General features: G+C 60.2%; 22 protein-coding genes and 1 pseudogene. 13 read left to right on the top strand and 10 right to left on the bottom strand.

Features of this window, described 5'->3' with window-relative positions:
• Nucleotides 1-34 precede the first annotated feature (34 nt).
• Nucleotides 35-724 carry a M50 family metallopeptidase gene (locus JDEN_RS11245; protein ID WP_015772505.1) on the bottom strand — a complete coding sequence of 230 codons (690 nt, stop codon included), beginning with the start codon at nucleotides 722-724 and terminating at the stop codon, nucleotides 35-37.
• 142 nt (nucleotides 725-866) lie between these two features.
• On the opposite strand from JDEN_RS11245, the gene msrB reads away from it, so the two are divergent.
• The 4 genes and pseudogenes from msrB to JDEN_RS11225 all read left to right on the top strand — a co-directional run bounded on the left by msrB (nucleotide 867) and on the right by JDEN_RS11225 (nucleotide 4,108).
• Complete coding sequence (gene msrB, locus JDEN_RS11240) at nucleotides 867-1,304, top strand: peptide-methionine (R)-S-oxide reductase MsrB (RefSeq protein ID WP_015772504.1); 438 nt, start codon at nucleotides 867-869, stop codon at nucleotides 1,302-1,304.
• On the top strand, nucleotides 1,297-1,956 hold the full coding sequence (locus JDEN_RS11235; RefSeq protein ID WP_015772503.1) for a hypothetical protein: 660 nt from the start codon (nucleotides 1,297-1,299) through the stop codon (nucleotides 1,954-1,956). The genes msrB and JDEN_RS11235 overlap by 8 nt, the downstream gene beginning before the upstream one ends.
• A 520-nt stretch (nucleotides 1,957-2,476) precedes the next feature.
• Nucleotides 2,477-3,097 carry a DUF47 domain-containing protein gene (locus JDEN_RS11230; protein ID WP_015772502.1) on the top strand — a complete coding sequence of 207 codons (621 nt, stop codon included), beginning with the start codon at nucleotides 2,477-2,479 and terminating at the stop codon, nucleotides 3,095-3,097.
• A 5-nt stretch (nucleotides 3,098-3,102) separates the two neighbouring features.
• A pseudogene (locus JDEN_RS11225) lies at nucleotides 3,103-4,108 on the top strand (inorganic phosphate transporter).
• Nucleotides 4,109-4,120: 12 nt separating this feature from the next.
• Here JDEN_RS11225 and JDEN_RS11220 read toward each other — a convergent pair.
• Genes JDEN_RS11220 through mshD form a run of 3 tightly spaced genes read right to left on the bottom strand, consistent with a single transcriptional unit; the run spans nucleotide 4,121 to nucleotide 8,455 of the window.
• Nucleotides 4,121-5,191 (bottom strand): NUDIX hydrolase, encoded by a 1,071-nt coding sequence (locus tag JDEN_RS11220; RefSeq protein ID WP_015772501.1) that lies wholly within the window; start codon nucleotides 5,189-5,191, stop codon nucleotides 4,121-4,123.
• Nucleotides 5,192-5,194: 3 nt separating this feature from the next.
• Nucleotides 5,195-7,495 (bottom strand): RNA degradosome polyphosphate kinase, encoded by a 2,301-nt coding sequence (locus tag JDEN_RS11215; RefSeq protein WP_015772500.1) that lies wholly within the window; start codon nucleotides 7,493-7,495, stop codon nucleotides 5,195-5,197.
• A gap of 15 nt (nucleotides 7,496-7,510) precedes the next feature.
• Nucleotides 7,511-8,455, bottom strand: a complete 945-nt coding sequence (gene mshD / locus JDEN_RS11210) for a mycothiol synthase (protein ID WP_015772499.1) — start codon at nucleotides 8,453-8,455, stop codon at nucleotides 7,511-7,513.
• 141 nt (nucleotides 8,456-8,596) lie between these two features.
• Between mshD and JDEN_RS11205 the strand changes: the two genes are divergently transcribed.
• On the top strand, nucleotides 8,597-9,130 hold the full coding sequence (locus JDEN_RS11205) for a PAS domain-containing protein (RefSeq protein WP_015772498.1): 534 nt from the start codon (nucleotides 8,597-8,599) through the stop codon (nucleotides 9,128-9,130).
• Nucleotides 9,127-10,050 carry a methyl-accepting chemotaxis protein gene (locus JDEN_RS13220; RefSeq protein WP_015772497.1) on the top strand — a complete coding sequence of 308 codons (924 nt, stop codon included), beginning with the start codon at nucleotides 9,127-9,129 and terminating at the stop codon, nucleotides 10,048-10,050. Before JDEN_RS11205 ends, JDEN_RS13220 begins: the two co-directional genes overlap by 4 nt.
• A gap of 3 nt (nucleotides 10,051-10,053) precedes the next feature.
• Here the strand turns inward: JDEN_RS13220 and JDEN_RS13215 are convergent, their stop codons facing one another.
• The 6 genes from JDEN_RS13215 to JDEN_RS11165 all read right to left on the bottom strand — a co-directional run bounded on the left by JDEN_RS13215 (nucleotide 10,054) and on the right by JDEN_RS11165 (nucleotide 18,554).
• On the bottom strand, nucleotides 10,054-10,932 hold the full coding sequence (locus tag JDEN_RS13215; protein ID WP_015772496.1) for a hypothetical protein: 879 nt from the start codon (nucleotides 10,930-10,932) through the stop codon (nucleotides 10,054-10,056).
• 58 nt (nucleotides 10,933-10,990) lie between these two features.
• Nucleotides 10,991-13,033, bottom strand: coding sequence for an acetate--CoA ligase (gene acs / locus JDEN_RS11190; protein ID WP_015772495.1), 2,043 nt, complete (start codon nucleotides 13,031-13,033; stop codon nucleotides 10,991-10,993).
• Nucleotides 13,034-13,171: 138 nt separating this feature from the next.
• The gene (locus JDEN_RS11185) at nucleotides 13,172-14,578 is read right to left on the bottom strand and encodes a cellulase family glycosylhydrolase (RefSeq protein WP_015772494.1); all 1,407 of its coding nucleotides are present in this window, start codon (nucleotides 14,576-14,578) and stop codon (nucleotides 13,172-13,174) included.
• 211 nt (nucleotides 14,579-14,789) lie between these two features.
• The gene (locus JDEN_RS11180; protein ID WP_015772493.1) at nucleotides 14,790-16,001 is read right to left on the bottom strand and encodes a cellulase family glycosylhydrolase; all 1,212 of its coding nucleotides are present in this window, start codon (nucleotides 15,999-16,001) and stop codon (nucleotides 14,790-14,792) included.
• Nucleotides 16,002-16,259: 258 nt separating this feature from the next.
• Complete coding sequence (locus tag JDEN_RS11175; RefSeq protein WP_015772492.1) at nucleotides 16,260-17,129, bottom strand: formate/nitrite transporter family protein; 870 nt, start codon at nucleotides 17,127-17,129, stop codon at nucleotides 16,260-16,262.
• Between the two features lie 576 nt (nucleotides 17,130-17,705).
• Entirely contained in the window at nucleotides 17,706-18,554 is an 849-nt protein-coding gene (locus JDEN_RS11165; protein WP_015772491.1) for an HAD family hydrolase, read from the bottom strand.
• A 188-nt stretch (nucleotides 18,555-18,742) separates the two neighbouring features.
• On the opposite strand from JDEN_RS11165, the gene JDEN_RS13210 reads away from it, so the two are divergent.
• The 7 genes from JDEN_RS13210 (at nucleotide 18,743) to JDEN_RS11130 (ending at nucleotide 24,676) form a co-directional block, all read left to right on the top strand.
• Nucleotides 18,743-19,540 carry a CpaE-like family protein gene (locus tag JDEN_RS13210; RefSeq protein ID WP_015772490.1) on the top strand — a complete coding sequence of 266 codons (798 nt, stop codon included), beginning with the start codon at nucleotides 18,743-18,745 and terminating at the stop codon, nucleotides 19,538-19,540.
• Nucleotides 19,537-20,697 carry a TadA family conjugal transfer-associated ATPase gene (locus tag JDEN_RS11155; RefSeq protein ID WP_015772489.1) on the top strand — a complete coding sequence of 387 codons (1,161 nt, stop codon included), beginning with the start codon at nucleotides 19,537-19,539 and terminating at the stop codon, nucleotides 20,695-20,697. The genes JDEN_RS13210 and JDEN_RS11155 overlap by 4 nt, the downstream gene beginning before the upstream one ends.
• Entirely contained in the window at nucleotides 20,688-21,938 is a 1,251-nt protein-coding gene (locus JDEN_RS11150; protein WP_015772488.1) for a type II secretion system F family protein, read from the top strand. The genes JDEN_RS11155 and JDEN_RS11150 overlap by 10 nt, the downstream gene beginning before the upstream one ends.
• A gap of 147 nt (nucleotides 21,939-22,085) precedes the next feature.
• Nucleotides 22,086-22,304, top strand: coding sequence for a DUF4244 domain-containing protein (locus tag JDEN_RS11145; protein WP_015772487.1), 219 nt, complete (start codon nucleotides 22,086-22,088; stop codon nucleotides 22,302-22,304).
• Between the two features lie 125 nt (nucleotides 22,305-22,429).
• Nucleotides 22,430-22,783, top strand: a complete 354-nt coding sequence (locus JDEN_RS13205) for a TadE family protein (RefSeq protein ID WP_169304110.1) — start codon at nucleotides 22,430-22,432, stop codon at nucleotides 22,781-22,783.
• Nucleotides 22,780-23,205 (top strand): pilus assembly protein TadG-related protein, encoded by a 426-nt coding sequence (locus tag JDEN_RS11135; RefSeq protein ID WP_015772485.1) that lies wholly within the window; start codon nucleotides 22,780-22,782, stop codon nucleotides 23,203-23,205. The genes JDEN_RS13205 and JDEN_RS11135 overlap by 4 nt, the downstream gene beginning before the upstream one ends.
• 160 nt (nucleotides 23,206-23,365) lie before the next feature.
• Nucleotides 23,366-24,676 carry an aminotransferase class I/II-fold pyridoxal phosphate-dependent enzyme gene (locus JDEN_RS11130; RefSeq protein WP_015772484.1) on the top strand — a complete coding sequence of 437 codons (1,311 nt, stop codon included), beginning with the start codon at nucleotides 23,366-23,368 and terminating at the stop codon, nucleotides 24,674-24,676.
• Nucleotides 24,677-24,683 lie beyond the last annotated feature (7 nt).

Here is a 24,683-nt window from a genome sequence, read left to right as displayed (position 1 = left end):
AAATTCACGCCGTCACCTGGCCGACACGCACAGGTCAACCAAGCAGAAGCCACACACCACCCGCCGTGCACGCCCCGGTGACAAGGAAGAAACCTGCCACCCACACCACGGCTGGCAACACGGTGATACGTGCCAACATGTCCGCGTCTGTTGTGCGGGCACCGCGCGACCGGGAACGCCCCAACTCAACAACAGCGCGCATCGACCCGACAAGGAGAAGGATTGCCAGAGCAGTACCAGCCCACACATGAATAGTTGTGGGGCCAAACCACATAATGACACCAATGATGCCGCCAGTAGCAAGCAGGACCCACGCGCCGAACCAGTTGCGGATCTTCATGAGCATGACCACAAGGACAGCAACAAAACCCCACACCCAAGCGAGTGTGTATCCCAAAGAAACAAGCCAAGCACCAAGGAGACCAACAAGAGCGGGAGCGGTGTACCCCGCTGCAGCGGTCATGATCATGCCAAATCCACGCGGTCTCCCGCGAGAAACAGTGAGCCCGGAGGTGTCAGAGTGAAGGCGGATTCCGGAGAGTTGGCGGCCGGCAGCGAGCGCGATGAACGCGTGCCCGCCTTCGTGGACGATGGTGACCACGTGTCGCAGGGTGCGCCACACCCCAGGAAGGGACAGCACGACGACGATACCGACAACAAGGATCGTGACGTCCCGTGAGGACAGTGACTCGACAGGGCTCAGCACATCGTTGAGAAACGACATAAGATGGGTCGTCCAATCCGCGCTATCCGCGCGTCATTTGTCAGTGCACCGAACACCCCGGCGCACACCGGGCATAACCATCGTGCCATGAGTGTTGCATGAAGAACGCACATCACCACCGGCCCGCATCTACGGAGGAACGATGACTTACCCTGTCACAAAAAGCGATCAGCAATGGCGAGATGAGTTGAACGACCTGGAATATGCTGTGCTGCGGCATGCGGCCACAGAGCGTCCGTTCACCGGTGACCTGCTGGGTGAAACACGCACGGGCACGTATCACTGTAAAGGGTGTGACAGTGTCTTATTTGATGCGGCCACGAAGTTTGATGCGCACTGCGGGTGGCCAAGTTTCTTTGATCCGGCCAACAACAGCGCGGTGGTGCTCAAAGACGACCTCACCTTGGGGATGACCCGCACTGAGGTGGTGTGTGCAGCGTGCGGGTCCCACCTGGGGCATGTTTTTGATGATGCGCCGTGGACTCCGACCGGTCAGCGGTACTGCATGAACTCAGTCAGTCTCACGTTCCGTCCTGACAGTGGCGCTACTGGTCACGTGGGAGCCGATGCGCATGAGTGACAGTTGGCAGCCTCGCGGTGGGCAACCACGCCGCCCCGTCCTGTTTGACCACACCCACACTGCGTCCATTCCAGGCGGTGAAGACCCCGGGAACTACGGTGAGGTTGCGCACATGACCGCGAACGTCATTGTTACCCAAGCGCACGCGGACGCCACCCCGGACATTATTGACCGGTTGGTGCGCCTGGTGGAACGGGAAGGGATCGACACGGTCGCTGCCTTGTGGTCCACCTCCCCACCCAACACCCTGCCTGGTGCTTTGTGGCGTCTGTACCTGTTGCGCGAGTGGGTGCGCGACAGCCCAGACCTCACCACCACCCATTACCGGCTTGGCCGCGACACCGCGCACGTGTCCCATGCCATTGCTGGACCCATCGACCCGCCCACCCCAACGGACATTGCTGCGCTCGCGGACACTGTTTTGTCGGGGGCGTTTACCGGGGCGCTTGATGTGGCGTTAGCTCGTGCGTCGGCGTTTTGTCAGGTGGTTAGTGTGGGGGCCAGCCTTGGCGCAGACAGCTCTGATTCCAGTGGGCGGTTGGACACAGGGGCAACGAGCAGGCAACTCACCCACATTGCGCGACGTTTCCATGAGTTGTTCACCGATTTCCAGGAAGCATCGTCACTGGCCAGGGCTGGTTTGCTAGATTGACAGTCTGGTTGCGAGCCGTCTCGCGGGGACACCGTGGGCACGTGATGTATCCCATGGCCGATGTGCCCCCACCCGGCTAGCGTCCGTCACCTCACCCGAGTACAGTAGGGGGTCGAACGCCGGGCTGCGGTAGCCCCGGGCTCCAACTTTAGCCGCTACGAGCGGCCACGCGCCGAGAGGCGCTCCCAGTCCGGCGTTCTTCATTTCCAAGGCCAAAGGCGAGAGTCCACAACATCACACTTCTCCCCAGCCGGTGACCTGCTCCACGGGACACAAACACGACACGCGCGGGTCGCATCGGTCATCTGACCTGGTTAAACGCGGGGTTCTGGCACGTCACCTGACAGACACCACCTCACCGCCAGTTACTCAACAAACAGACACACGGTAAACAATCCATGACTTCAGTCTGTGACGGATCGAGTTTCCTGCCCTAATCTTGATCAAGGACGGTCAATGCCCACCGCAGTGGACACGCACACCGCCCTTCACACACAGTCCCATGTAAACGGAGTCAGCCGTGCGCCTGCGCATCACACCGCGCGATACATCCTTCTTCGATCTTCTTGCCGAGCTCGCCAGCCACCTTGTGGTCGGTTCTCAACTCCTCGGCGAAATCCTCGGAGCATCCAAGGCCGACCGCAAAGCGATCGGCAAAAAAATCAGCGAAGCTGAAAACGCCGCCGATGACGTCACGCACACCATCATGCGGCAACTGAACTCCACGTTCGTTACCCCCCTTGACCGTGATGACATTGCTGGTCTGGCTTCAGCGCTTGATGACTGCATGGACCACATGGAAGAAGCGGCTGACCTCATCGTGTTGTACAAACTCGAAGAGATCCCGCGTAAAGTTTCTGACCAGGTTTCGGTGTTGCAACGTTGTTCTGAACTCACCGCCGAAGCGATGCCACATTTGCGGCAAATGAACGACCTGTCAGAGTACTGGGTGGAGATTAACCGCCTCGAAAACCAGGCAGACAAAGCCCACCGCAAACTCCTGGCGCAAATGTTCGACGAAGTCCAAGACCCCATCCAACTGATGAAAATCAAAGAGGTCGTCGAAACACTCGAAACCGCCGCAGACGCGTTTGAAAAAGTCGCGAACATGGTGGAGACCATCGCGCTCAAGGAGTCCTGAGTCACGTGGAGTTCGCTCTTGTCGTCCTCGTAGTCGTGCTCGCGTTGAGTTTCGACTACACCAATGGTTTCCATGACGCCGCGAACGCCATTGCGACGTCCGTGTCCACCCGGGCACTCACCCCCCCGGGCAGCACTCATCATGGCAGCAGTCATGAACTTTGTGGGGGCGCTGCTCGGAACTGAAGTTGCTGAAACAATCGCCAACGAAATCGTTGACCTCCAAGGATCCGACAACCACCTGGCACTTTTGGTCATCATGGCTGGGCTGATCGGGGCGATCACCTGGAACCTCATCACCTGGTGGTTTGGGCTCCCATCCTCATCAACACACGCACTCATCGGTGGGCTCGTGGGTGCAGGTGTCGCCGCATCCGCCGGTGTGCACTGGGACGCTGTCATCGACAAAGTTGTGTTGCCGATGTTCTTGTCCCCCCTGATCGGGTTCACCCTCGCGTTCTTCGTCATGGTGGGGGTCATGTGGATTTTCCGGCGTGCCGCCCCATCAAAAACAACACGCCGGTTCCGGCTTGCGCAAACCGCCTCGGCAGCGGCTATGGCGCTGGGCCACGGACTCCAAGACGCCCAAAAAACAATGGGTGTGATCTACATGGCGCTGTTAACTGTGGGGTGGGCCAGCGCAGACGAAGGTATCCCTCTGTGGGTGAAGCTCGCCGCAGCAACCGCAATCTCGTTGGGCACCTACTCAGGTGGGTGGCGCATTATGCGAACCCTAGGCCGTCGCATCATCGAACTTGACCCCGCCCGCGGGTTCGTGGCCGAATCAGTGTCTGCTGTGGTGCTGTACTTCAACGCGTTTGTTCTGCACGCACCAGTGTCCACCACCCACACCATCACCACCGCCATCATGGGGGTTGGGGCAACCCGACGCCTGTCAGCAGTGCGGTGGGGCGTTGCCAAGTCCATCGCGGTGGCCTGGGTGCTCACCCTGCCAGCAGCTGCCGCGGTCGCCTCGGTGTTCTACCTGATATTCCACGCGGTCTTCGGCTGATTCGCGGACGTACTACATCACCTCTGGTCTTACCCGCTCCACTCCCACGATGGTGCCCCCCATTTTTCCTTTCCCATCCACACGGGGGACCACATGGGCGATGAGGACCTCACCAGTGGTGAGGTAGGGGTCAGACTCCGGGAATGCGTTGCCAATGCCCTTTGTGGCAGAAGCTTTCTTCATGGCAGCAAACACCGTGGGGAGCACCGGTCGGTGAGAGCACAGCACCGTGGGCCGGTTGTCCGTGATGATTTCCGTCATGGCCCGCACCACCAGGTCAGGGTCACGCTCGTGGCTCGCTTCAGTGAGAGTGTCAAGCTCCTTCGCGTGCACGCGGGCTGCCTGCTCGTAGGGGCGCATTGTTTGGGCGCATCGAGCCCACCTGCTGGTCACCACACTGATCACACCAAAAGCCGACAACACGGGAACAAGAGCCCATGACTGTCCTTGCCCCAGTGGTGTTAACGGTCGGTCTCCTTCTTTCCCACCCCACGATGCGCGGGACACGGCTTTGCCGTGCCGTGCAATGGCGACCACGTGAGAATCGAGGCGCCCTTCGGTGTGGGCATGAATCAGGGCGTCTAAGGGGGCCCGGTCCGCGGCGCGGGTCAATGCTTTCGCGGCGTCCTTGACTGACATCCACTGCGTGTCATCCACTTCATCAGGGTTGACCTCGCCGATGGGGGCACGGGCAGCCAGCGCACCGTGTGATTTTTTTGTGGTGTGGGCCGCCCAGTAATGGACCCGTTTGAGGTCACCTTCAGGGGTGATGTACTGCAAACCAGGCAGCGGAATCCCCAAGATGATGTCTTTTCCGGTTTCTTCTTTTACCTCCCGTACCGCGGTGCACGGTAGAGCTTCGCCGGGGTCGCGTTTGCCTTTGGGCCATGACCAGTCGTTGTATCGGGGACGGTGAATCAGTAGAACCTGAAGATCTTCGTCTTTGATGCGCCACACCAAGGCTCCAGCACACTCAATGACTGGTGCGGTCGTTTTCGGTTCAGCAGCCACGCCAAGAGCGCCATGGATGCGCCCACCGCTGACTTTCCCGGCAGGTGCTGCGGGTGAATGATGTGATGCCACGAGTTAATGTCCGAGGGTGAGTCGTTGCCGTTGCCGGGTGATCAGTTCTTGTTGGATATCAGACAGTGGGATGTCGTTGTTGCCGCGGTGGCGTCGAGTCCATGTGTCGTCGGGTTCCAGATGCCACGTGGAAACCTCATCGGACATGGATCGGTCAATGAGGGTGATCAGTCCGTTGACGTGCCGTTCGTGTGTGATGGAGACCAATGCCTCAACCCGGCGGATCAGATTGCGGTGCATGAGGTCAGCAGACCCAATGAATACGTCAGGTAGCCCGGGGATTCCCGCTGATCCAGGGAGGACAGGGGTGTTTGGGTCCGCGCCAAGGGAATTCGCAAACGCATAGATGCGGGCATGCTCGAGGAAGCGTCCCAAAATAGAGCGAACCCGAATATTCTCTGAGAGTCCAGGTACTCCCGGCCGCAATGCGCAAATACCGCGCACCACCAAGTCCACGCTCACCCCTGCCTGGGAGGCACGGTACAACGCGTCAATGGTCTGTTCATCAACAATGGAGTTGACCTTGATTTTGATCCAGGCTGGCAAACCCTGCTGTGCTGCCTGTGTTTCCCGGTCGATGCGCGCAATCAGCCCAGTGCGCACCGTACGGGGGGCTACCAGGAGGCGGTGGAACTTGGACTGTGGGGCGTAGCCAGACAGTTGGTTAAACAACCGGGTCAAGTCCTGACCCACGTCAGGGTCACAGGTGAGGAGCCCCAGGTCGGTGTACAGGCGGGCAGTCTTGGGGTTGTAGTTCCCTGTGCCGACATGGCAGTAACGGCGAAGCCCATCTGCTTCTTGGCGAACCACAAGAGAGAGTTTGCAGTGTGTTTTGAGGCCGACAATCCCGTAGACCACATGGACCCCAGCACGCTCAAGTTTGCGGGCCCAGGAAATATTGTTTTGTTCATCAAAGCGCGCCTTAATTTCCACGAGCGCCAACACTTGTTTTCCCGCTTCTGCGGCGTCAATGAGCGCATCAACAATAGGGGAGTCCCCAGAGGTGCGGTACAGGGTTTGCTTGATCGCAAGAACATGAGGGTCCGCAGCTGCTTGTTCCAGGAAGGTTTGCACTGACGTGGAAAACGAGTCGTACGGGTGGTGCAAGAGCACGTCACTGCGGCGGATTGCCCCAAAAATATCGGAGGGTGTCGCAGACTCCACGTCTGCGAGTTGCCGGGAGGTTGTAGGCACAAACGCGGGGTAATGAAGGTCAGCCCGGTCGAGGTCAGCAATGAGATTCAACCCAGTCAGATCAAGTGGCGCCTGCAACGTGTACACCTCGTCGTGGGTGATGCGTAGCTCACGTACCAAAAGATCACGGATACGGCCGGTGATTCCCTTCGCAACCTCAAGGCGCACTGGAGGACCAAACCTGCGGCGCAGGAGTTCCTTCTCCATGGCCTTCAACAGGTTTTCGGCGTCGTCTTCTTCGACTTCAACGTCCTCGTTACGGGTCACGCGGAACGTGTGATACTCCACCACCTCCATGCCAGGGAACAAGTAATGCAGGTGGTGGGCAATGATGTCCTCAAGCGGAACAAACGAGGTGGGATCCACCGTGTGAGTGTCCGGTGCGGACGGACGCCCCTTGGCATCCACAGCAATGAAGCGTGGCAACAGCGGCGGAACTTTCACCCGCGCGAAGTGTTCCTTATCGGTGGTGGGGTTTCGCAGCAACACCGCCAGGTTGAGCGACAACCCAGAAATGTAGGGGAACGGGTGGGCCGGGTCCACGGCAAGGGGAGTAAGGACCGGGAAGATCTGTTTCCGGAAGAACTTATGCAACCGATCTTGTTCCTGCGAGGACAGGTCATCCCACGTGACCAGAGTGATCCCTTCATCCGCCAGCGCCGGTTGTAAATCATTGTGGAACACGTTGGCGTGTCGTTGCATCAGTTTAGTGGCGCGAGTAGAAATCGCATCAAGGGTTTGCCTGGGGGTGAGGCCAGAAGCAGAGGTGACGGCAAGACCCGTGGCGATGCGTCGTTTTAACCCAGCAACCCGCACCATGAAATATTCGTCAAGGTTTGACGCGAAAATCGCGGCGAATCGCACCCGCTCCAAGAGTGGGACCCCCGGATCTTCTGCGAGTTCGAGAACACGTTGGTTAAAGGCAAGCCACGACAACTCACGGTCGACAAACCGGCCCTCAGGCAACGGTGCAGGTTCGGCTGGTGGGAGGTTCGCCTCAGGCTCCTCAGCGATGTGCTCTGCAATGGCCGCGTCAAGATCGGTTTCGAGATCCTCAATGCCAGGCAGTTCGGTGTCGAGTTGTGGCCCACGGTCATCGCGTTCAGTCATGACACCATGGTGCCATTAACTAGGTGGTTCGTGCCCAAGTTCACCGGTGGGTTGCGTAAAGTTCACGTGCCGTTCCATCGGAGCGAACCCGTGCTGGGTGTACAGCGCTAAGGCACGGGTGTTGTCCGCTTCCACATAAAGGTGAAGACGTGGGTAACCCTGATTGAGGGCAGTCACCGTTGCTAACTCCGTGAGGAAACGCCCCACCCCCTGACCCTGGGCAGCCTCAGTAACCCCCAACACATACAGTTCGATGCTGCGTGAGTGAGGTTCTGCTTTCAACCACACAAAACCAACGATCCGAGCACTCTCGGAAACCGGGGTCACCACATGAAGGTGGTCAGGAGTGAACCACGGTTCCTTCATGCGCATCGACAAGTCATGGTGGGTGAGGCGCCCCTGCTCAGGGTGCCACGAAAATGCATCGGAGTTCGCTGCCAGAAGCGAGTCTGCATCCGAGATAGGATCAAACCTCCGACAAACAAACCCCTCCGGAACAACCGGTGTGGCCAGGGCTTGGGTGTCCGCCAACGACAAGTCACGAGACAGCACCAACAACGTGCGCGCTGGAACATAACCACGCTGAGCCAGCACCCGGGTCACATCAGGATCATCACCATGAACCCACGGCCTGACTACCACATCATGATCCTGGGCAATCAACTCCGCCTCATTGAGTAACGCGCCCACACACTGGGTGCGGTCCGCGCATCGAGCGGTCAACTCCAACGACCCACCCTCACGCGACACATCAAGCTGCGCGTACCCCGTCACATCGCCCCCCTGGGTGTCCATAATGTGCACAACCCGAGCCCGAGGATCCCGTAAATTCAATAGCGGTTGCTCTGACAACGGTGGCACACCCAACCGTTCAGTTTCCAGAGCAACCAACTCGCGCACGCTCCGCGCCGCATCGTCACTGAGCGGACCTGACGTGGAAGTAAGGAGCACCGTGGTCATAGTCCTATCCCATCACACACTGCCATCACCAGCAGTACAGACACCACGGTTCACCCTGCGAACGAGTGAACTTCCCCGAAACAATCAACCTTTCTGACACATTGCCGAATAGAAGGGGCAGTACCACGAAGGAGCCCCACCATGACCGACACCCGAGGCCAAAGCGCCGAACGTGTCCTCGCACCCAACGACATCATCGTGTCCAAAACAGACCTCCAAGGACGCATCACCTACGCCAACGACGTCTTTCTCACCATCTCCGACCTCACCGAAGACACCGCACTCGGACAACCCCACAACATCATCCGCCACCCCGACATGCCCGCCGGGGTCTACCAATACATGTGGGACACCATCCAAGCCGGCCAAGAAATCTTCGCATACGTGAAAAACCGAGCAACCACCGGTGACTACTACTGGGTGTATGCCTACGTCACCCCCAGCTACGACACCCGCGGCACCCATATCGGCTACCACTCCTCCCGCCGGGCCGTCACCCGCGACGCCATCACACGCGTCGAACAGGTCTACAACGCCATGAAAAACGCCGAACACGGACTCACCGGTCGAGCCCGCGCCCACGCATCACTCGACGTCCTCACCACCACCCTCGAGCGCACCGGCCACACCTACAGCCAATGGGTCTGGTCCCTCACGCACGGAGACACCCCATGACACGCAACCAACTCACCACAAGCGAACGCGTCGAACTCGCCGCCTACCGAGAACTCTTCGCCGAAATCAACCGAGTCACCCACCACCTCAACGACGGCGACCTCGAACAACGCTGGAACACCACCCCCAACGCCGCCACCCTACCCAACGCAGACACCCTCCGCGCCCAGTTCAACCACTTCCTCGACATGGTCGATGTCTACCTTCGCGAATCAGACGGCGCACTCGCAGCAGCCATGAGCAACCGCTTCGAACGCCGCTTCCTCCACACCGGAATGCGCGGAGCATTCGCCCGACAAGCCACCCGAGTCGACACCACCACCCGTGAACTGGCCGACGCTCACACCCAACTCACCGCATCAACCCACGCACGCACCGCGCTCGCAGCCCACTTTGAACAAGAAGTCCTCACCCACGCGGAGAACCTGTCCACCGTGGCCAATGAACTTCAAACCGTGTCTTCCCACCTCTCACAAGACACCCGTGACGTTGCCGAACGCATTGGCGCCACCGCAGCGCAAGCAGACAACCTCACACAACACTCCGAGGCCATGCGTGACATCAACTCCCTCATCCAACAAATCGCAAAACAAACACGACTACTCGCCCTCAACGCCACCATTGAATCCAAACGTGTGGGAGAACAAGGCGCAGGGTTCGCTGTTGTGGCTGACGAAATCCGTAAACTCGCGGACCAAACAAGTAAGGCGTCCCACGGTATCGAGGAACGCCTCACTGAATCACGCGAACAAATCACATCCGTTGCCGGGGCACTGACCGACCTTGACGCAACCATTGACCGCATCGACACCGACGCGCGTCAACTCGAACACAAAGTCGCTGGTGCGGACACATCACTGATGTCCTCCACCCACACCCTCAACGCTGAAGTGCGCCGATTCCTCACCGAACTCGAATAGGCACTACACGCCCTCAGCGTCAGGTTGATTCGCAGCCACATCATTGGCGATCTTGAGCATCTGCGGAAGCTGATCAACCTGGGTGAAGAACGAACCATGTTGCGGGTCAATATGGACGGCAGTGACCACTGAACTGTCCCGGGTGAACACCTCAACAATCTCTGTGGGAGTCATCGCGATGACCGCATCAAGGTCTCCGAGCCCGCGCAGTGTTGCATACTCCGCGGCCCGCTTCGCCTCCGTAAACGCCATGAGGATGGGCCCGTCTGGCCCAGTGACAGCAAACGGTTGCATGGCTTCGCCTTCACCACGTGGCACGAGGTACCACGAGTCCAAAAGAAGCGCGTGGATCCACAACGCCCCCCGGGCTTTAATGTCATCGGGGTTCTTGCGCGCAAAATCAGCGAGCACATCGATTTGGCTTTCCGGTGTGTTGCCCTGAACCCCAACAATCTGACCCTCACCAGAAGAAATGTACCCTTCAGCGAGCTGCTCCAACGTTGCCGGGCTCACCGCAAACGGTTCATTTTGTGGGTTAAACACGCACAGAGTTACGCCGTTCTTTGTCAGTTGTCGAGCAGCGGTCAGCATGGATCCTGGAGCCGACGCATAGACCCGGTCAGGCCCACCAAAGTCGTCAGCGAACTGGGTGGCACGGGCCGCATCCGTGAAGATCGGCAAAATGACGTTGTCCCCGTCTTTCAAGAAGATGGGGGACAACGTCTCCGACTCATCTTTAATGAAGAACCAGCGTTCTAAGGGCAGCACGATCCGCCACAGTTCTCGCCACGCAGTGACTTTGATGTCCCCCTCTGACTCCTTTGCCGTGTGAGAAAGGGTGTCGATGCGTTGAGCGAACGTGGTGTTTTCGTGGTCTGACATGCAGGTCTCCTGGTGAGAGTCACAAGTAAGGGGAAGGCCTTGTGGCCTTCCCCTTACTCTAACGTGACCGTTCCTTGGTTGTTGAGGGGGCACGTGACCCCGGCATGGCGAGTTTGGCTGAAATCAGGTCCATCACACTGGAATCAGCCAGCGTTGTGGCGTCTCCCACCACCCGGTGCTCGGCCACATCCCGCAGTAGGCGACGCATAATTTTCCCAGAGCGAGTCTTGGGAAGTTCCGGAACCACAAGAATGTCCCGAGGTTTTGCGATCGGTCCAATTTCCTTGGCCACATGAGCCCGGAGCGCTGCCACCACCTCCTCATGTCCTTGTTCACCAATGCGTTCTGTTGCGTGCCCGCGCAAAATCACGAACGCAACAACAGCTTGCCCTGTTGTATCGTCCGATGCGCCAACAACCGCCGCTTCCGCGACGTCGGGGTGCGACACTAGCGCTGACTCAATTTCCATTGTGGACAGCCGGTGCCCAGAAATATTCATCACGTCATCGACCCGACCCAACAACCAGATGTCACCATCGTCGTCGCGTTTTGCACCATCACCGGCGAAATAGATGCCTGAAAAGCGGGACCAGTACGTGTCAACAAAACGTTGCCGGTCACCCCAAATGCCACGCAACATCGCAGGCCACGGTTCAGACAGCACCAAATAACCTCCGGCGCCAGGACCCACGGGTTCCCCAAAGTCGTTGACCACATCAGCTCGGATCCCAGGCAACGGGATTTGTGCCGAACCGGGCTTTGCGGCAGTAACCCCCGGCAACGGGGAAATCATGATGGCACCGGTTTCTGTTTGCCACCACGTGTCCACAATGGGTGCCTGATCCCCGCCGATGACCCGCCGGTACCACATCCACGCTTCAGGGTTAATCGACTCCCCCACAGATCCCAGCACCCGTAAGGAACTCAGGTTGTACGACGAAGGAATGTCTTCGCCCCACTTCATGAATGTTCGAATCGCTGTCGGGGCGGTGTACAGGATTGACACCCCATACTTTTCCACGATCTCCCACCAACGACCTTGGTGAGGAGTGTCAGGTGTCCCTTCATACAGCACCTGGGTGGCCCCGTTGACCAGCGGACCATACACAACATAAGAATGACCTGTAACCCACCCAATATCAGCGGTACACCAGTACACGTCCTGCTCTGGTTTGAGATCAAACACATGGTGGTGAGTAAACGCGGTTTGGGTGAGATAACCACCCGTGGTGTGGACAATACCCTTGGGTGCGCCCGTTGTCCCCGAGGTATACAAAATGAACAACGGGTGCTCCGCGTCAACCCATGCCGGCTCATGCGCCGTGTTAGCATCCGCCAACGCATCGTGCCACCACAGGTCACGGTGCTCAACCATGGTTGTGTCCTGCCCAGTGCGGCGCACCACAAGAACATGCTCAACGCTTGACCCATGCCCACTCAACGCTTCATCAACGGCAGGCTTTAACGCGGAGGCGGAACCCCGCCGGAACCCACCGTCAGCAGTAATGACCACGGTGGCTTGCGCATCGGCAATACGAGAACGAAGTGCTTCTGCGGAAAAGCCGCCGAACACCACCGAATGGATTGCGCCCACCCGCGCGCAGGCGAGCATGGCAATGACAGCCTCCGGGATCAAAGGGAGGTAGATCACCACCCGGTCCCCACGTGTGACACCTAACGCAGCCAGCGCATTTGCCGCCCGAGATGTTTCGCGCTGCAGGTCGTTGTAAGTGATGGTGCGGGTGTCGCCGGGCTCCCCTTCGAAGAAGAACGCCACCCGGTCCCCGTTGCCGGCAAGAACATGCCGATCCACTGCGTTATATGCGGCGTTGAGGGTGCCGTCAGCAAACCACTTGGCAACCGGTGCATCCGACCAATCCAACGTTGTGGAAAACGGAGTTTTCCAGGTCACGTGTGTGCGGGCTTGGTCCGCCCAAAACCCCTCCCGGTCGCTGGCGGCTTGATCGTAGAGGACAGCGGTGGCATTCGCTTGAGCAGCAAACTGGGCCGGCGGGGGAAACGTTCGGGTTTCTTGGAGCAGGTTGTCCAGCGTCGCGGGCTGGGTATGTTCGGGCACGAGAACCTCCGGTTGCATCATCATTGGCGCAAGGACCTTAGTCCCACCGACGATTGTAGTGTGGTGCGTGCCACAATGTGCAAATGATGCCCGTTGCGCCGGGGGAATGGCACAACGGGCATCACAAGGCCGCCAGAGGTGACACTGGCAGGCCGGTGGGGCTTAGTGGCAGGCCACCTCAAGGGCCGCTGGTGGCGTCCCTTGCCCGATGAACCCCACAGTTGCGGTTGCACCGGCGCTCAACGTCCCATTCCACGCTTCATTGACCGTGGTCAACGTGGAACCAGATGCCGTTGTTTGTCCACCCCAACTGTTCGTCACTGTCACACCCGGCGCGTCCCACGTGAGCGTCCAGGAAGACAGTGCCGATGCGGCAGTCACGGTGAGTTCTCCCTGGAAGCCGCCCTGCCACTGACCAACAGTGCGGTACTCAGCCGTGCAGACCCCCGTACTTGGGTCGGTTGGTTCCTCGCCTGGGTCGGTTGGTTCCTCGCCTGGGTCGGTTGGCTCTTCGCCTGGGTCGGTTGGTTCCTCGCCTGGGTCGGTTGGATCTTCGCCTGGGTCGCCACCAAAGATGCTTGCTACGGTGGCGGTTTCTTGAATCCCATTGGGGCCAAAGAACAGGTCCTCACCCCATTGGCTGAGGTTGTTCTTGTCAAAGTTCAGCGCCAAGTCAAGGTAGGGTTCGGTGTTTCCTGACCAGGACCACCCCAGGTATCCGGTACGAAGACGTTCTGACTCGGACAGGATCGCCTCCCATGCGACTACCTCGTTTTGGTGTTCCCACCCGAATTCACCAACGATGATCGGCAAATCGCGGTCGAGGAAGTATTCGAGGTAGTTCGTCACTGACGCAGGTGTACCAAATACTTGATACATGTGGACGGAAAACACGGTGTTTCCGGTGGGGTCTGCATCATAGATTTCTTGTGCGTTGTCACGCATGAGGTATTGCCAGTCTTGTCCCCAGCTGGGGGCATCAACGACGATGGTGTGCTCAAGTCCGGCGTCACGCATCGTGGCGATGGCAGCTTTGGTTTCAGCTACGTAGCTGGCGTTGGTGGCAGCGTCGTTCCCGTAGGGTTCGTTGCCGATATTGATCATGACATAGTCTTCTTGTCCGATGAGGACATCTTTGAGGTCAACCCAGTAGTCGGCTGCTTCGCTGAGTGTTGAGCGTGGTGGGTCGGCGTACTGGTCGCCGTATCCGGTTGTGTCGTGGACCTCGAGCATGCTGATGAGTTTGGCGTCTTTGGCGAGGTCGATGACGTTGGCGACGTCAGCGGCGTCGTTGCGTTGCCATTTCACACCGTTGGAGAGGACAGTTCGCACGGTGTTCGCACCGAGTGATCCGATGTCGGCGAACGATTGGGTTTGACCCGTGTACCAGGTGTGAGCGTGGTTGACTCCTCGCATGATGAGTTCGGTGCCGTCAGCTTCGTAGATGCGCCCGTCTTTCACGTGGATTCCGACAGGTTCAGGGTCGGCGTGTGCGACGGTGACGGGGAGGGTGAGTGCTGCGGTTGCGGCGAGCGCGGTGGCAGCAGCAACTGCGTGTCGTATCTTCATTGATCACTCCTTGCTTGTTGCTGGTGGGTGATGATTCTGCGCGGCAATTAAGAGGTATCAGGGTGTGTGGTGGTGGGCACAGCACCTGAAACGATTAGTTCGTTCACTTGAGAAAGTTTCTCGCTGTGCAGTGTCTGCGCGTCCGCCCGACGCCGGGCGTGCGGACGGCCCAGCCCTCACACTGAGGACTGGGCCGTCCGCGGCATCAGTCCTACGGTTTCACGATGCAGGACTGGTTGTTTTCCCAGCCCCAGCCGTCCCCGTCGGGGTCTGATGATGCGCTGGCGCAGGTGGGGTAGGTCGTTGGGGTGGGCACAATGCAGGACTGGTTGTTTTCCCAGCCCCAGCCGTCCCCGTCGGGGTCTGATGACGCGCTGGCGCAGGTGGGGTACTCGCCGTTGTTTCCACCGGTTGAGCCGGTGAAGTAGGACGCAGTTGTGGCTGTTTTTGCGATGCCGTGGGGCGAGGTGAACAGTTGTTTGCCCCAGGTGGTTAGTGAGGATCCGTTGAAGTTGTTGACGATGTCGAGTGCTTCAAGACCGGGGCCGTTGCCTGACCAGGACCACCCGTAGTATCCGATTCCTTTGTTTGTTGATTCGTTCAGGATGGTTTCCCAGGCGACGGGTTTACCAAAGTGGGTGGAGGCGAACTCTCCAATGATGAGGGGGAGCTCGCGGGACCGGTAGGAGTTGATGTAGTCCTTGACGGTTTGCGGGGAGGAGTAGACCTCGTACATGTGGACGGAGAACACCACGTTCTTCAGTGGGTCAGCGTTGAGGATGGTGGCGGCGTTGTCGCGCATGATGTGTTGCCAGTCTTGGCCCCAGCCGGGGGCGTCCACCACGATGGTGTGGGTGAGACCGGCGTTGCGTAGTCGTGTGATCGCGGTGGTGGTGTCGTTGACGTATCGTGCATTGGTGGTGTCGTTGTTCCCGAATGGTTCGTTGCCCAGGTTAATGATGACGTGGTCTTCGGTACCGACCAGGACATCTTTGAGGCTGATCCAGTAGTCCGCTGCTTGGGCGAGGGTGGATCGGGGGGAGTCCAGGGATGAGTCGCCGTAGCCGGTGGTGTCGTGGACTTCGAGCATGTTGATGAGTTGGGCGTCTTCGGACAAGCTGATGAGTTGGGCGACGTCTGCGCTGCTGGTGCGTGACCAGGTCACTCCGTTGGAGAGGACGGTTCGCACGGAGTTGGCACCGGCGTGGGCAATGTCGGCGTAGGCACCTGTTTCGTTGTTGTACCAGGCGTGGGCGTGGTTGACGCCACGCAGGATGAGTTCGGTGCCGTCAGCTTCGTAGATGCGCCCGTCTTTGACGTGGATTCCGTCGGGTGTGGCTGCCGATGCGGCACTGACGGGGGCGGTGAATGCTGCCGTGCTCGCGAGTGCGAGTGCGGCGGCGATTGCTCGTGCAGATCTCATGGTGTCTCCTTGTCGGTGCACGGGATGTGTAGCGCGGCGATCAAGGAGTAGCAAGGTTAACGGTGCACTTCGAACCTGGTGAAACGTTTAGGTTTTGGGTTGAAATAAGTGGTGGGAAATTGTGTGAGTGAGGTCACTTGTTGGCGCGGGCGGCCGGTGTTGCTGCTTTTGGCGTTGACCAGCAACGATGTGCGCACGTGTGCGTGTGGGGCAGTGGATGGTGCGGGCTACCTGGGGAGGCGATCCCACAAGGTGGTGTTAGTTCTGCTTCGCTGCTGCCTGGCTGTGTGCGGCCGCTTCGTTTGGTGAGAGTACTGATGGGTGCGAGGTGTGGGTGCCCTCGTTCGCAGCACGACCTTCGGCCCGGGCGAGGACGACGTAGGCCATGCCCAGGATAGCTCCACCACCCACGAGGTTCCCGGCCCCGACAACGACCATGTTGGTGGCGAAGTCAGCGATGGTCACGCTGGTGACTCCGGATAGGAGACCAACGGTGAATGTGGTCATGTTCGCGACGACGTGTTCGAACCCGGAGGTGATGAAGGCGAGGAGGCACCAGAAGATCATGACGAGGCGGGCAACTTCGCTTTTGAGGCGGATGCCGCTCCAGATGGCCAGGCACACCAGGATGTTACACAACACCGCCCGGAAGAAGAGTTCAGCGATGGATTCTGTGGCTTTGGCGGTGAGGATAGATTCCATGTAGGCGTAGGCAGGTGTGCCTTTGTGGGTGACTCCGGAGAGCCAGACAAGGGTTCCGAAGGCGATGCCGCCGAGGAGGTTGCCCAGGAAGTTGACGGTGAGGGTTCGCCCCCACACGTTGATGGTGATGGCTTTTTGGCTGAGTCCTTGGGTGAGGGTCATCATGTTTGATGTGACCAGTTCGCCGCCAGCTACTGTGACCAGGGAGAGTGCGACCCCAAAGACGAGGCCGCTAACAAGTTTGGTTGCTGGTGAATTGTTGTCAAAAAAAGGTCCAGCTGCGGTGAGCATGAGGACCACGGCGACCCCGATGTAGGCGCCTCCTAGCATGCTGGCAATGGTGTAACTGCCGATGCGCGTGGCCGCTGTGGTTTTCTTTTGTGCGGCAACAACCTGGTATGCGAGGGCGTCGGGGTAGCTGAGCATGGTTCTACTGTCTCAGGTCATCCCACGATTTATGGGGGACTTTCGACCGAGCTTTCTTTTGCAACAATTCGAGGGAGCTCTCTGCGGAACTCAGTGTGAGTGTGGTCGGTGGTGTGAAGCACCGGGCTGCAGGAGTGTTGCGGGGTGTGTCTGGGGAAACGAAAACCGCGTCAACGGCGGACCGTTGACGCGGTATCTGGAACTCACGTTCCGGGCTGTCGAGCCCCACCCCCACGGCGTTCCCGACAGCTGGCGGACAACATGGTTGCCCGATGTCTTAAGACTTCCTTATTTCCGTGAGATGCGCAATCGTGACTTCTCACCATGTGATGTGGTGTTTTCGCATCTCATCGTGGTGTTTAATGGAGGGTTTACACACACTGATGGCACCCACGCAGTGGATGCCATCAGGTCGAATGCGTCCGGGTATCAGGCGTGCACAAGTGTCATCGTATCGGCTCGTGGTCCGACCGAGAGGTCCTATGCGTGGACCGATCGCGCGTGGGTTCCGGACGCTGTTCTGTTATGACTTCAGTATGCCCTAGATCACATTATTTGGCGAGGGTGAAACTCCTGTCATGCAGAACGTGATTGTCGTGCCCGTCTCCGTGCGCGCATCGCAAGGAATAACGCAGTGATACCTGCCGCCAACAGCATGCCGCCGAGCAGCGCCGAACGGCGCCCGCGCCGCCGTAACGCCACTGGGCGGCGGAACGTGAGGATCCCCCAATGGTTCTCTTGCGCGAGTTTCCGCAGGGCGCGGTCAGGGTTGACGGTGTAGGCGTGGCCCACGGTGGTGAGCATGGGGGCGTCGGTGATGGAGTCTGAGTACGCGTAGCTTGCGGTCAGGTCATAGCCGCACACCTGGGCGAGTTCCTCGATTGCTGTGGCTTTGTGTGGTCCATATGCGTAAAAGTCGATGAGGCCGGTGTAGTGGCCGTCAACGATCTGCATGTGGGTGGCGATGTAATCGTCCGCGCCAAGAAGCGAAGCGATGGGGGCCACAAGTTCGCTTCCCGAGGCGGACACAATGATGACGTCGCGCCCAGCGGACCGGTGGGCGTCAATGAGGTCGAGCGCTTCCGCGTAGACAACGGGGTCAATGTACTGGTGGAGTGTGTCGGCGACTATCGCAGTGACCTGTTCAACTGGCCATCCGGTGACCAGGGTGGACAGGTTTGCGCGCAGCCGCTCAGTTTGGCTTTCGCTGGCACCACCCATCATGAAGAGGAAGTGGGCGTAGGCGCTGCGCAGGGCTGCAGTGCGAGAGATAAGCCCGCCCCGGTAAAAGGGGGCAGAAAAGGCGGCAGCGGAACTGGTTGCAATGATCGTTTTGTCTAGGTCGAAGAACGCGGCGGTGCGTGCTCGGCCACGGGCATGCGGCGGGGTTGTTGCTGGGTGCGGGGTCGGTGTTGTCTCGGCCACGTGATGAGCCTATCGGAGTTTGCGTGCTGGTGGTGGGCCATGGGTTGTCCACAATGCCGCAATCCAGGGCGCTCCCCAGAAACCAGGTCCCCCAGGGGGGCACCTGACAAGGCATCTATGGGACGTTGCTACGGTGTCGGCATCAACAACGTTGGGTGCAACGTAACAGTCAAACGAGGTGGGGTGACATGGCAGGGATTGTCCTTGCAGTGACAGGCGCTGTGGGCGGCTGCGGGGCATCGTTGCTTGCTGCTTCTCTCGCTGTTCATGCAGCTCATGTACTGCGCGGGTTGGGTCGTGCGCAGGTGGGGTTGGTTGATGCCAACATCTGGGGAGCCGGGTTGGACGTGCTGCTCGGAATGGAAGAAGCCCCAGGTGTGCGGTGGCCGCAGTTGGCTAACGCTCACGGTGAGGTGGATTGGTCGCACCTGGTCACGGTGCTCCCTGCATGGCTGGGGGTTCCTTTGGTGTCGGTTGACCGCACGAACCCTGTGGAGGTCCCGAGCGCAGCGTTTGCTGGTATCGCTGCTGGCGCAGCCCGCAGTGGTCATGTGCTCATTGTCGATGCGCCACCCGCAATTGTCCGCCACCTTGGTGAGGTCGTGACCCACCATGTGGTGGTGGTGCCACGCACAGTTCGGGGTGTGGCAGGGGCGGTAAGTGTGCTGGCTGCCATGGGGTGGACCCGCCACTCTGGCCGCGGGTGGCAGTGGGGCGGGCCGGGCCCCAGTCCGGTTGTGTCGTTGGTGGCGGTGACAGCCTCCGGGCAGTCACTGACTCCAGGGCAGGTAGCTTCCCATGTCGGGGTGTCACTGGCAGGAGAGTGGCCGTGGGTCAGCCAGATTGGGCACGCCGTGGAACACGGGGCACTAGCATCGGGGTTGCCCTCACGCCTGGTGAAGGCAGGTGCACGCATTAGTGTGGTCGGTGGACTTGATGAGGCACTTCACCGGTTAAACACCACCCGACCAGGTGGTGACCAGTGACACCTGCTGCCCACAAGGCGTTGTGGGATGACGCCCGCGAGTACGCAACCCGCCATCCAGTCGACAGTGCTACACCCGCGTGGGATATCCCCACCTGGGTGCGAACCTCAGGACAGGTCTTTGGTGACCAAACCCAACACGAGACTGCCACCCACCTGCGCAATGACTTGTATGGTGCCGGCCCGCTCCAACAATTCCTTGATGACCCCACCGTGACAGATGTTCTTGTCCATGGTGACCGGCTGTGGGTTGACCAAGGACATGGCCCGCAGGAAATCGCGCAGTCTCCACTGGGCCAGGGGCAATCGCGTGAATGGGCGGTACGTCTGGCTGCCCGCGCCGGGACCCGTCTTGACGACGCTCACCCCATCACCGACGCTCAACTACCAGATGGGTCCCGGTTCCACGCTGTCCTTAGCCCGGTCAGCGACGCTGATGCCACCATGTCGATCAGAGTGTTCCGCACCCGCCACGCAACACTCCATGACCTCACCCGCACCGGGATGATTCCCCGCCAGTGGGCCAGGGCGTGTGCTCAGGCCGTCACCCACCGCGCATCGCTTCTCATTTCTGGTGGCACAGGGGCGGGGAAAACGACCCTTCTCTCCGCGCTGCTGTCCCACGTGCCCCACACAGAACGCATCATCACCCTGGAAGACTCCCGTGAGATCGCCACCAACCATCCCCACGTAGTGGCCCTGCAAGCCAAACCCGCCAACGTGGAAGGTGCCGGAGCTGTCACCCTGTCCAACCTCGTGCACGCTTCCCTGCGGATGCGCCCCGATCGGCTCATGCTCGGAGAATGCCGCGGACCAGAAGTGCGCGATCTGCTCATGGCCTTTAACACCGGGCACAGTGGAGGTGCCGCAACCATCCACGCGAATAGTGTCACCGATGTCCCTGCCCGCCTCATAGCACTAGGTGCGCTCGCCGGCATGGACCCAGTCACCACGTCTTTACAGGCAGTGTCTGCTGTGAACGCCATTGTTCACGTAGCCCGTACACCGGCCGGGCACCGGTACATCAAGGAGTGGGGTGTGTTAAGGGTGGGGCATGATTCACTGCTCACCGTCGCCCCGTTTGCCCGGTGGGATGGTGACACCACCCCTAAAGACGTGCCGCTACCAGCGGGCGTGGAGCGACCCGCGTGGTGGTGATACTCCTTCTTGGTGGGGTCATTGGTGTCGCGGCGTGGTGGGGGAACCGGCATGGTGTGCACCGCCGGGTACGGGTGGTCGCTGTGGGGGCTGTGCACGCCGGTACTTCTCGCCCCCACCCTCTGTTGGTGCGGGTATTTCCCACCTGGTTGGGGCCACGGGGGAACGCCCCGCGGGTGCCGCTACTGCCGCGTGTTGTGTCGCATTTGCGCAGCGGCCAACTGCCTAGAACTGTGTGGGACTCTCATGGGGTGCTCACCGTGGCAGGAATCCCGGTGGTCCAGGCTCTGGCACATCGGCTTGCAGAGGACGACACTGCCCAGCGAACCGTTCGCGTCCCGCCCCGTGACCGCTGCCACAGTTTCCAGCCTGCAGATGCGTCAGCCGAGCAGGCAGCCCGCGCGGTTGTCGCTGCCTGCCGCCTGAGTTCTGTCACAGGACTGTCGCTCGCCACCGTTCTTGACACAACCGCTGCAGCGCTCCGTCGCGCCACAGACGCCCGCAGCGCCCGGACCACTGCCACAGCAGGCGCTGAAGCGACTGCCCGCCTCTTACTGTTTCTGCCCCTGTTTGGTCTTCTCATGGGGTATGCGCTGGGTGCACAACCCCTGACCTGGCTCACCCGCACACCGCTTGGCTGGGGCAGCCTGATCGCAGCGATCGTGTTCCTCCTGGCCGGGCGAGCATGGGTGGCCCGGCTCCTTGCGAGCGCGACCACCACGGAGCGGGCACCCACGTCCCGAGGACCCACGTCCCGGGGGAGCCGGACCCGAGCACGCGCCGTGGCCAACCCGCCACCATCACCCCCACCCATCGATGTCACCATCACACTAGACCTGCTCACCACTGTGATGAGCGCAGGTCATTCCATTGACTCGGCACTGGATACCGTGGCAACCCACGTGCCTGATCTCGAGGTGGCTCAGCTTGGTGTCGTGGCGCGCCTCCTGCTCCTTGGCGCAAGCTGGCAGCGTGCCTGGGCGAACGCTCCTGCACGGTATGCGTTTCTTGGTGAGGCGCTCGCTGACGGGTGGCAGCGGGGGAGTTCGGTGATTCCCACGCTCATTGCGACCCGTGATGCGTGGATTGCACAGGAGCAAGCCGATGCACACCAGCGTGCTCAGCGATTATCCAGCATGATCGTGGTCCCGGTGGGGGTGTGTTACCTGCCTGCGTTTGTTCTGGTGGGTGTGGTTCCCACAGCAGTGTCGTTGGGTGTCGCCACCTTCTTTGGTGGGTAAGGGGTGTTGTCCACACCGCGCCCACATCCCGCCATCCCCGAAACGGGCCTCCTGCGGATAACGACCTGTGCACGGCACCAGCGAAACCAGGCACAGTGACGGTGTCTTGATGACCGCCCCCGTAGGGGCCAACAGAAAGGTGACACCATGTCCCACCGTCTCATCCACCTGCCCGCGACCCTCATCACTCGCGCCCGCACCCGCCTTGCTACCACCAAAGAACAAGGGATGGCCACCACCGAATACGCCATCGTCATGGTCGCGGCTGCAGCATTCGCTGGCGTCCTCGTCCTCATATTGCGGTCCGACTCTGTGCGGGCCCTGCTCACCGGAATCGTTGAAGGGGCACTTGCTACTGGCGGCTGACCCACATGCCCGCTGACCCAGACATGCGGGTGGGGGTGTTCCTCAGGACAAGCCTCCACCCGCGCACTTTACCCCGCGCCCCCATCTCAGCCACCGTAACCCGCAACAACGAAACCGTGACCCACATGCCCCACCAACCACCGCACAATGCACATCGAGAAACAGGATCAGTGACCGCCGAATTCGCGGTCCTCCTCCCAGCCGTTGTCCTCCTCATCCTTATCGTGCTCGCCGCTGCCCTCATCAGCCGCGCAGACATCTCCGTCCACACCGCAGCCCGAACCACAGCCCGAGCAGTATCCGTGGGCCTCGACCCACCAGCCACCCCCCACACCACCACCCACATCACCCGCCACGGCGGGTGGGTCACCGTCCACGCACAACGCCACATCACCTTCGCTGGCATCCCGCTTCCCGCACTGAGCGTCGATGCGACCGCAACCACCCTCGACGAAGTCGCCCTGGGAGCACCCCAATGACCACACCTCAACACCCGCTCACTGCGCCGTCCACACCACAGCACCACCACAAAGAAACAGGATCAATCACCCCACTCATGATCGGCATCGTCGCCATCTGGGGGCTCAGCCTTACCGCCCTCCTGGGCGCCCACACCATCACCGTCACCCACACCCAATTGCGCACCGCCGCCGACCTCGCCGCACTCGCCGGAGCAAACGCCCACACCAACAGCACCTACCTCACAACCGGGCTCACCACGACCACGCCCATCAGTAACCCCTGCGCGCTCGCAGCTGATGTTGCCGCCCAGAACATGAGCGAAACGCCCCACAGTGTGGAGTGCAAGGCAGGGGAACACAGAGGTCGTGCCAGTGTGACCGTCACTGTGCAGACAACAGTTCTTGGGGTCACTCTCACCCAACGAGCAACGGCTGGGTGACAGAAAACAGCCATGTCCGAGCGGTGACGCAGCCGCGCACGTGATGACGCATCACCGTAGGATAGGACGTGACCCGCACCACGACAGGTAAGCGGGTGACACATCCAACAAGGCGCGCCTGGAGCAGCCGTGCGCGCCACCCATGGTGAAGAGGTGCGTCATGCCCACACAGTCAGGTCTTGCAGCCCTGCCCATCGCCGACCTACGCGACCGGCACGCTGAATACACCACTCAATACGAAACACTTGTCGCTCGTGGACTGTCGCTCGACCTGACCCGTGGTAAACCTGCCCCCGAACAACTCGACCTCTCCAACGAACTGCTCAGCCTGCCCGGGGACACCTACACCTCACCCGACGGAACAGACACCCGAAACTATGGTGGAAATAAAGGGCTCCCCGCCCTCCGTGCAATCTTTGCGGACCTGCTCAACACCCATGTGGACACCCTCATCGCACAAGGGAACTCTTCCCTGGAAGTCATGCACGACCTCGTCTTGTTCTCCATGCTCCATGGAAACAACGACTCCGCGACACCGTGGGTCCGTGAGGAACGTATTCGTTTCCTTGCACCAGTACCCGGGTACGACCGCCACTTCGCGGTGTGCGCACACCTTGGAATCGACCTCATCCCCGTCCCGCTGGGTGAAGACGGCCCTGACGTAGACACCATCCGATCACTCGTTGCCCAAGACCCATCCATTAAAGGGATCTGGTGCGTCCCCACCTACTCCAACCCCACCGGGGTCACCTACTCCGAAGACGTCGTCAACGCGCTGGTGAGCATGCCGACAGCTGCGCCCGACTTTCGGATCTGGTGGGACAACGCCTACGCTGTTCACACCCTGGTCGACGAAGCGCCCAAAGCCATCGACATCCTCACCCTCGCCGCCGACGCAGGCCACCCCAACCGGCCCTACGTCATCGCCTCCACCTCAAAAATTACGTTCGCTGGAGCTGGCGTTGCATTCCTCGGAACCTCCCAAGCGAACCTCACCTGGTATCTCGGGCACACAGGGAAGCGCAGCATCGGCCCAGACAAAGTCAACCAGCTACGCCACCTACTGTTCCTCAAAGACGCCCAGGGCGTACGCGACCTCATGGCCAAACACCGCGACATCCTCGCCCCCAAGTTCGACGCTGTCTTATCCATCCTCAACGAACGCCTTGGCACACTGAACGTCGCCACCTGGAGCCAACCTGAAGGCGGATACTTCATCTCCCTCGACGTTGTCCCCGGCACCGCACGTCGCGTCATCCAACTCGCCGCACAGGCCGGGATCGCCCTGACCGCAGCAGGATCAGCCTTCCCCGGTGGCAACGACCCACAAGACACCAACATCCGGCTCGCACCGTCCTACCCAACCCTGGACGCCGTCCGTGAAGCCATGGATGGTGTTGCAACCTGTGTACTACTCGCTGCAGCGGAACATGCCCTCGCCACACACACCGCGACCGACATCCCCGAGTAACCCGGCG

Origin of the sequence: Jonesia denitrificans DSM 20603, from assembly GCF_000024065.1 — a bacterium.
In the GTDB taxonomy this organism is placed as follows: domain Bacteria; phylum Actinomycetota; class Actinomycetes; order Actinomycetales; family Cellulomonadaceae; genus Jonesia; species Jonesia denitrificans.
Note: the sequence above shows the minus strand (reverse complement) of the source record. Positions and strands in the feature narration are given on the sequence as shown.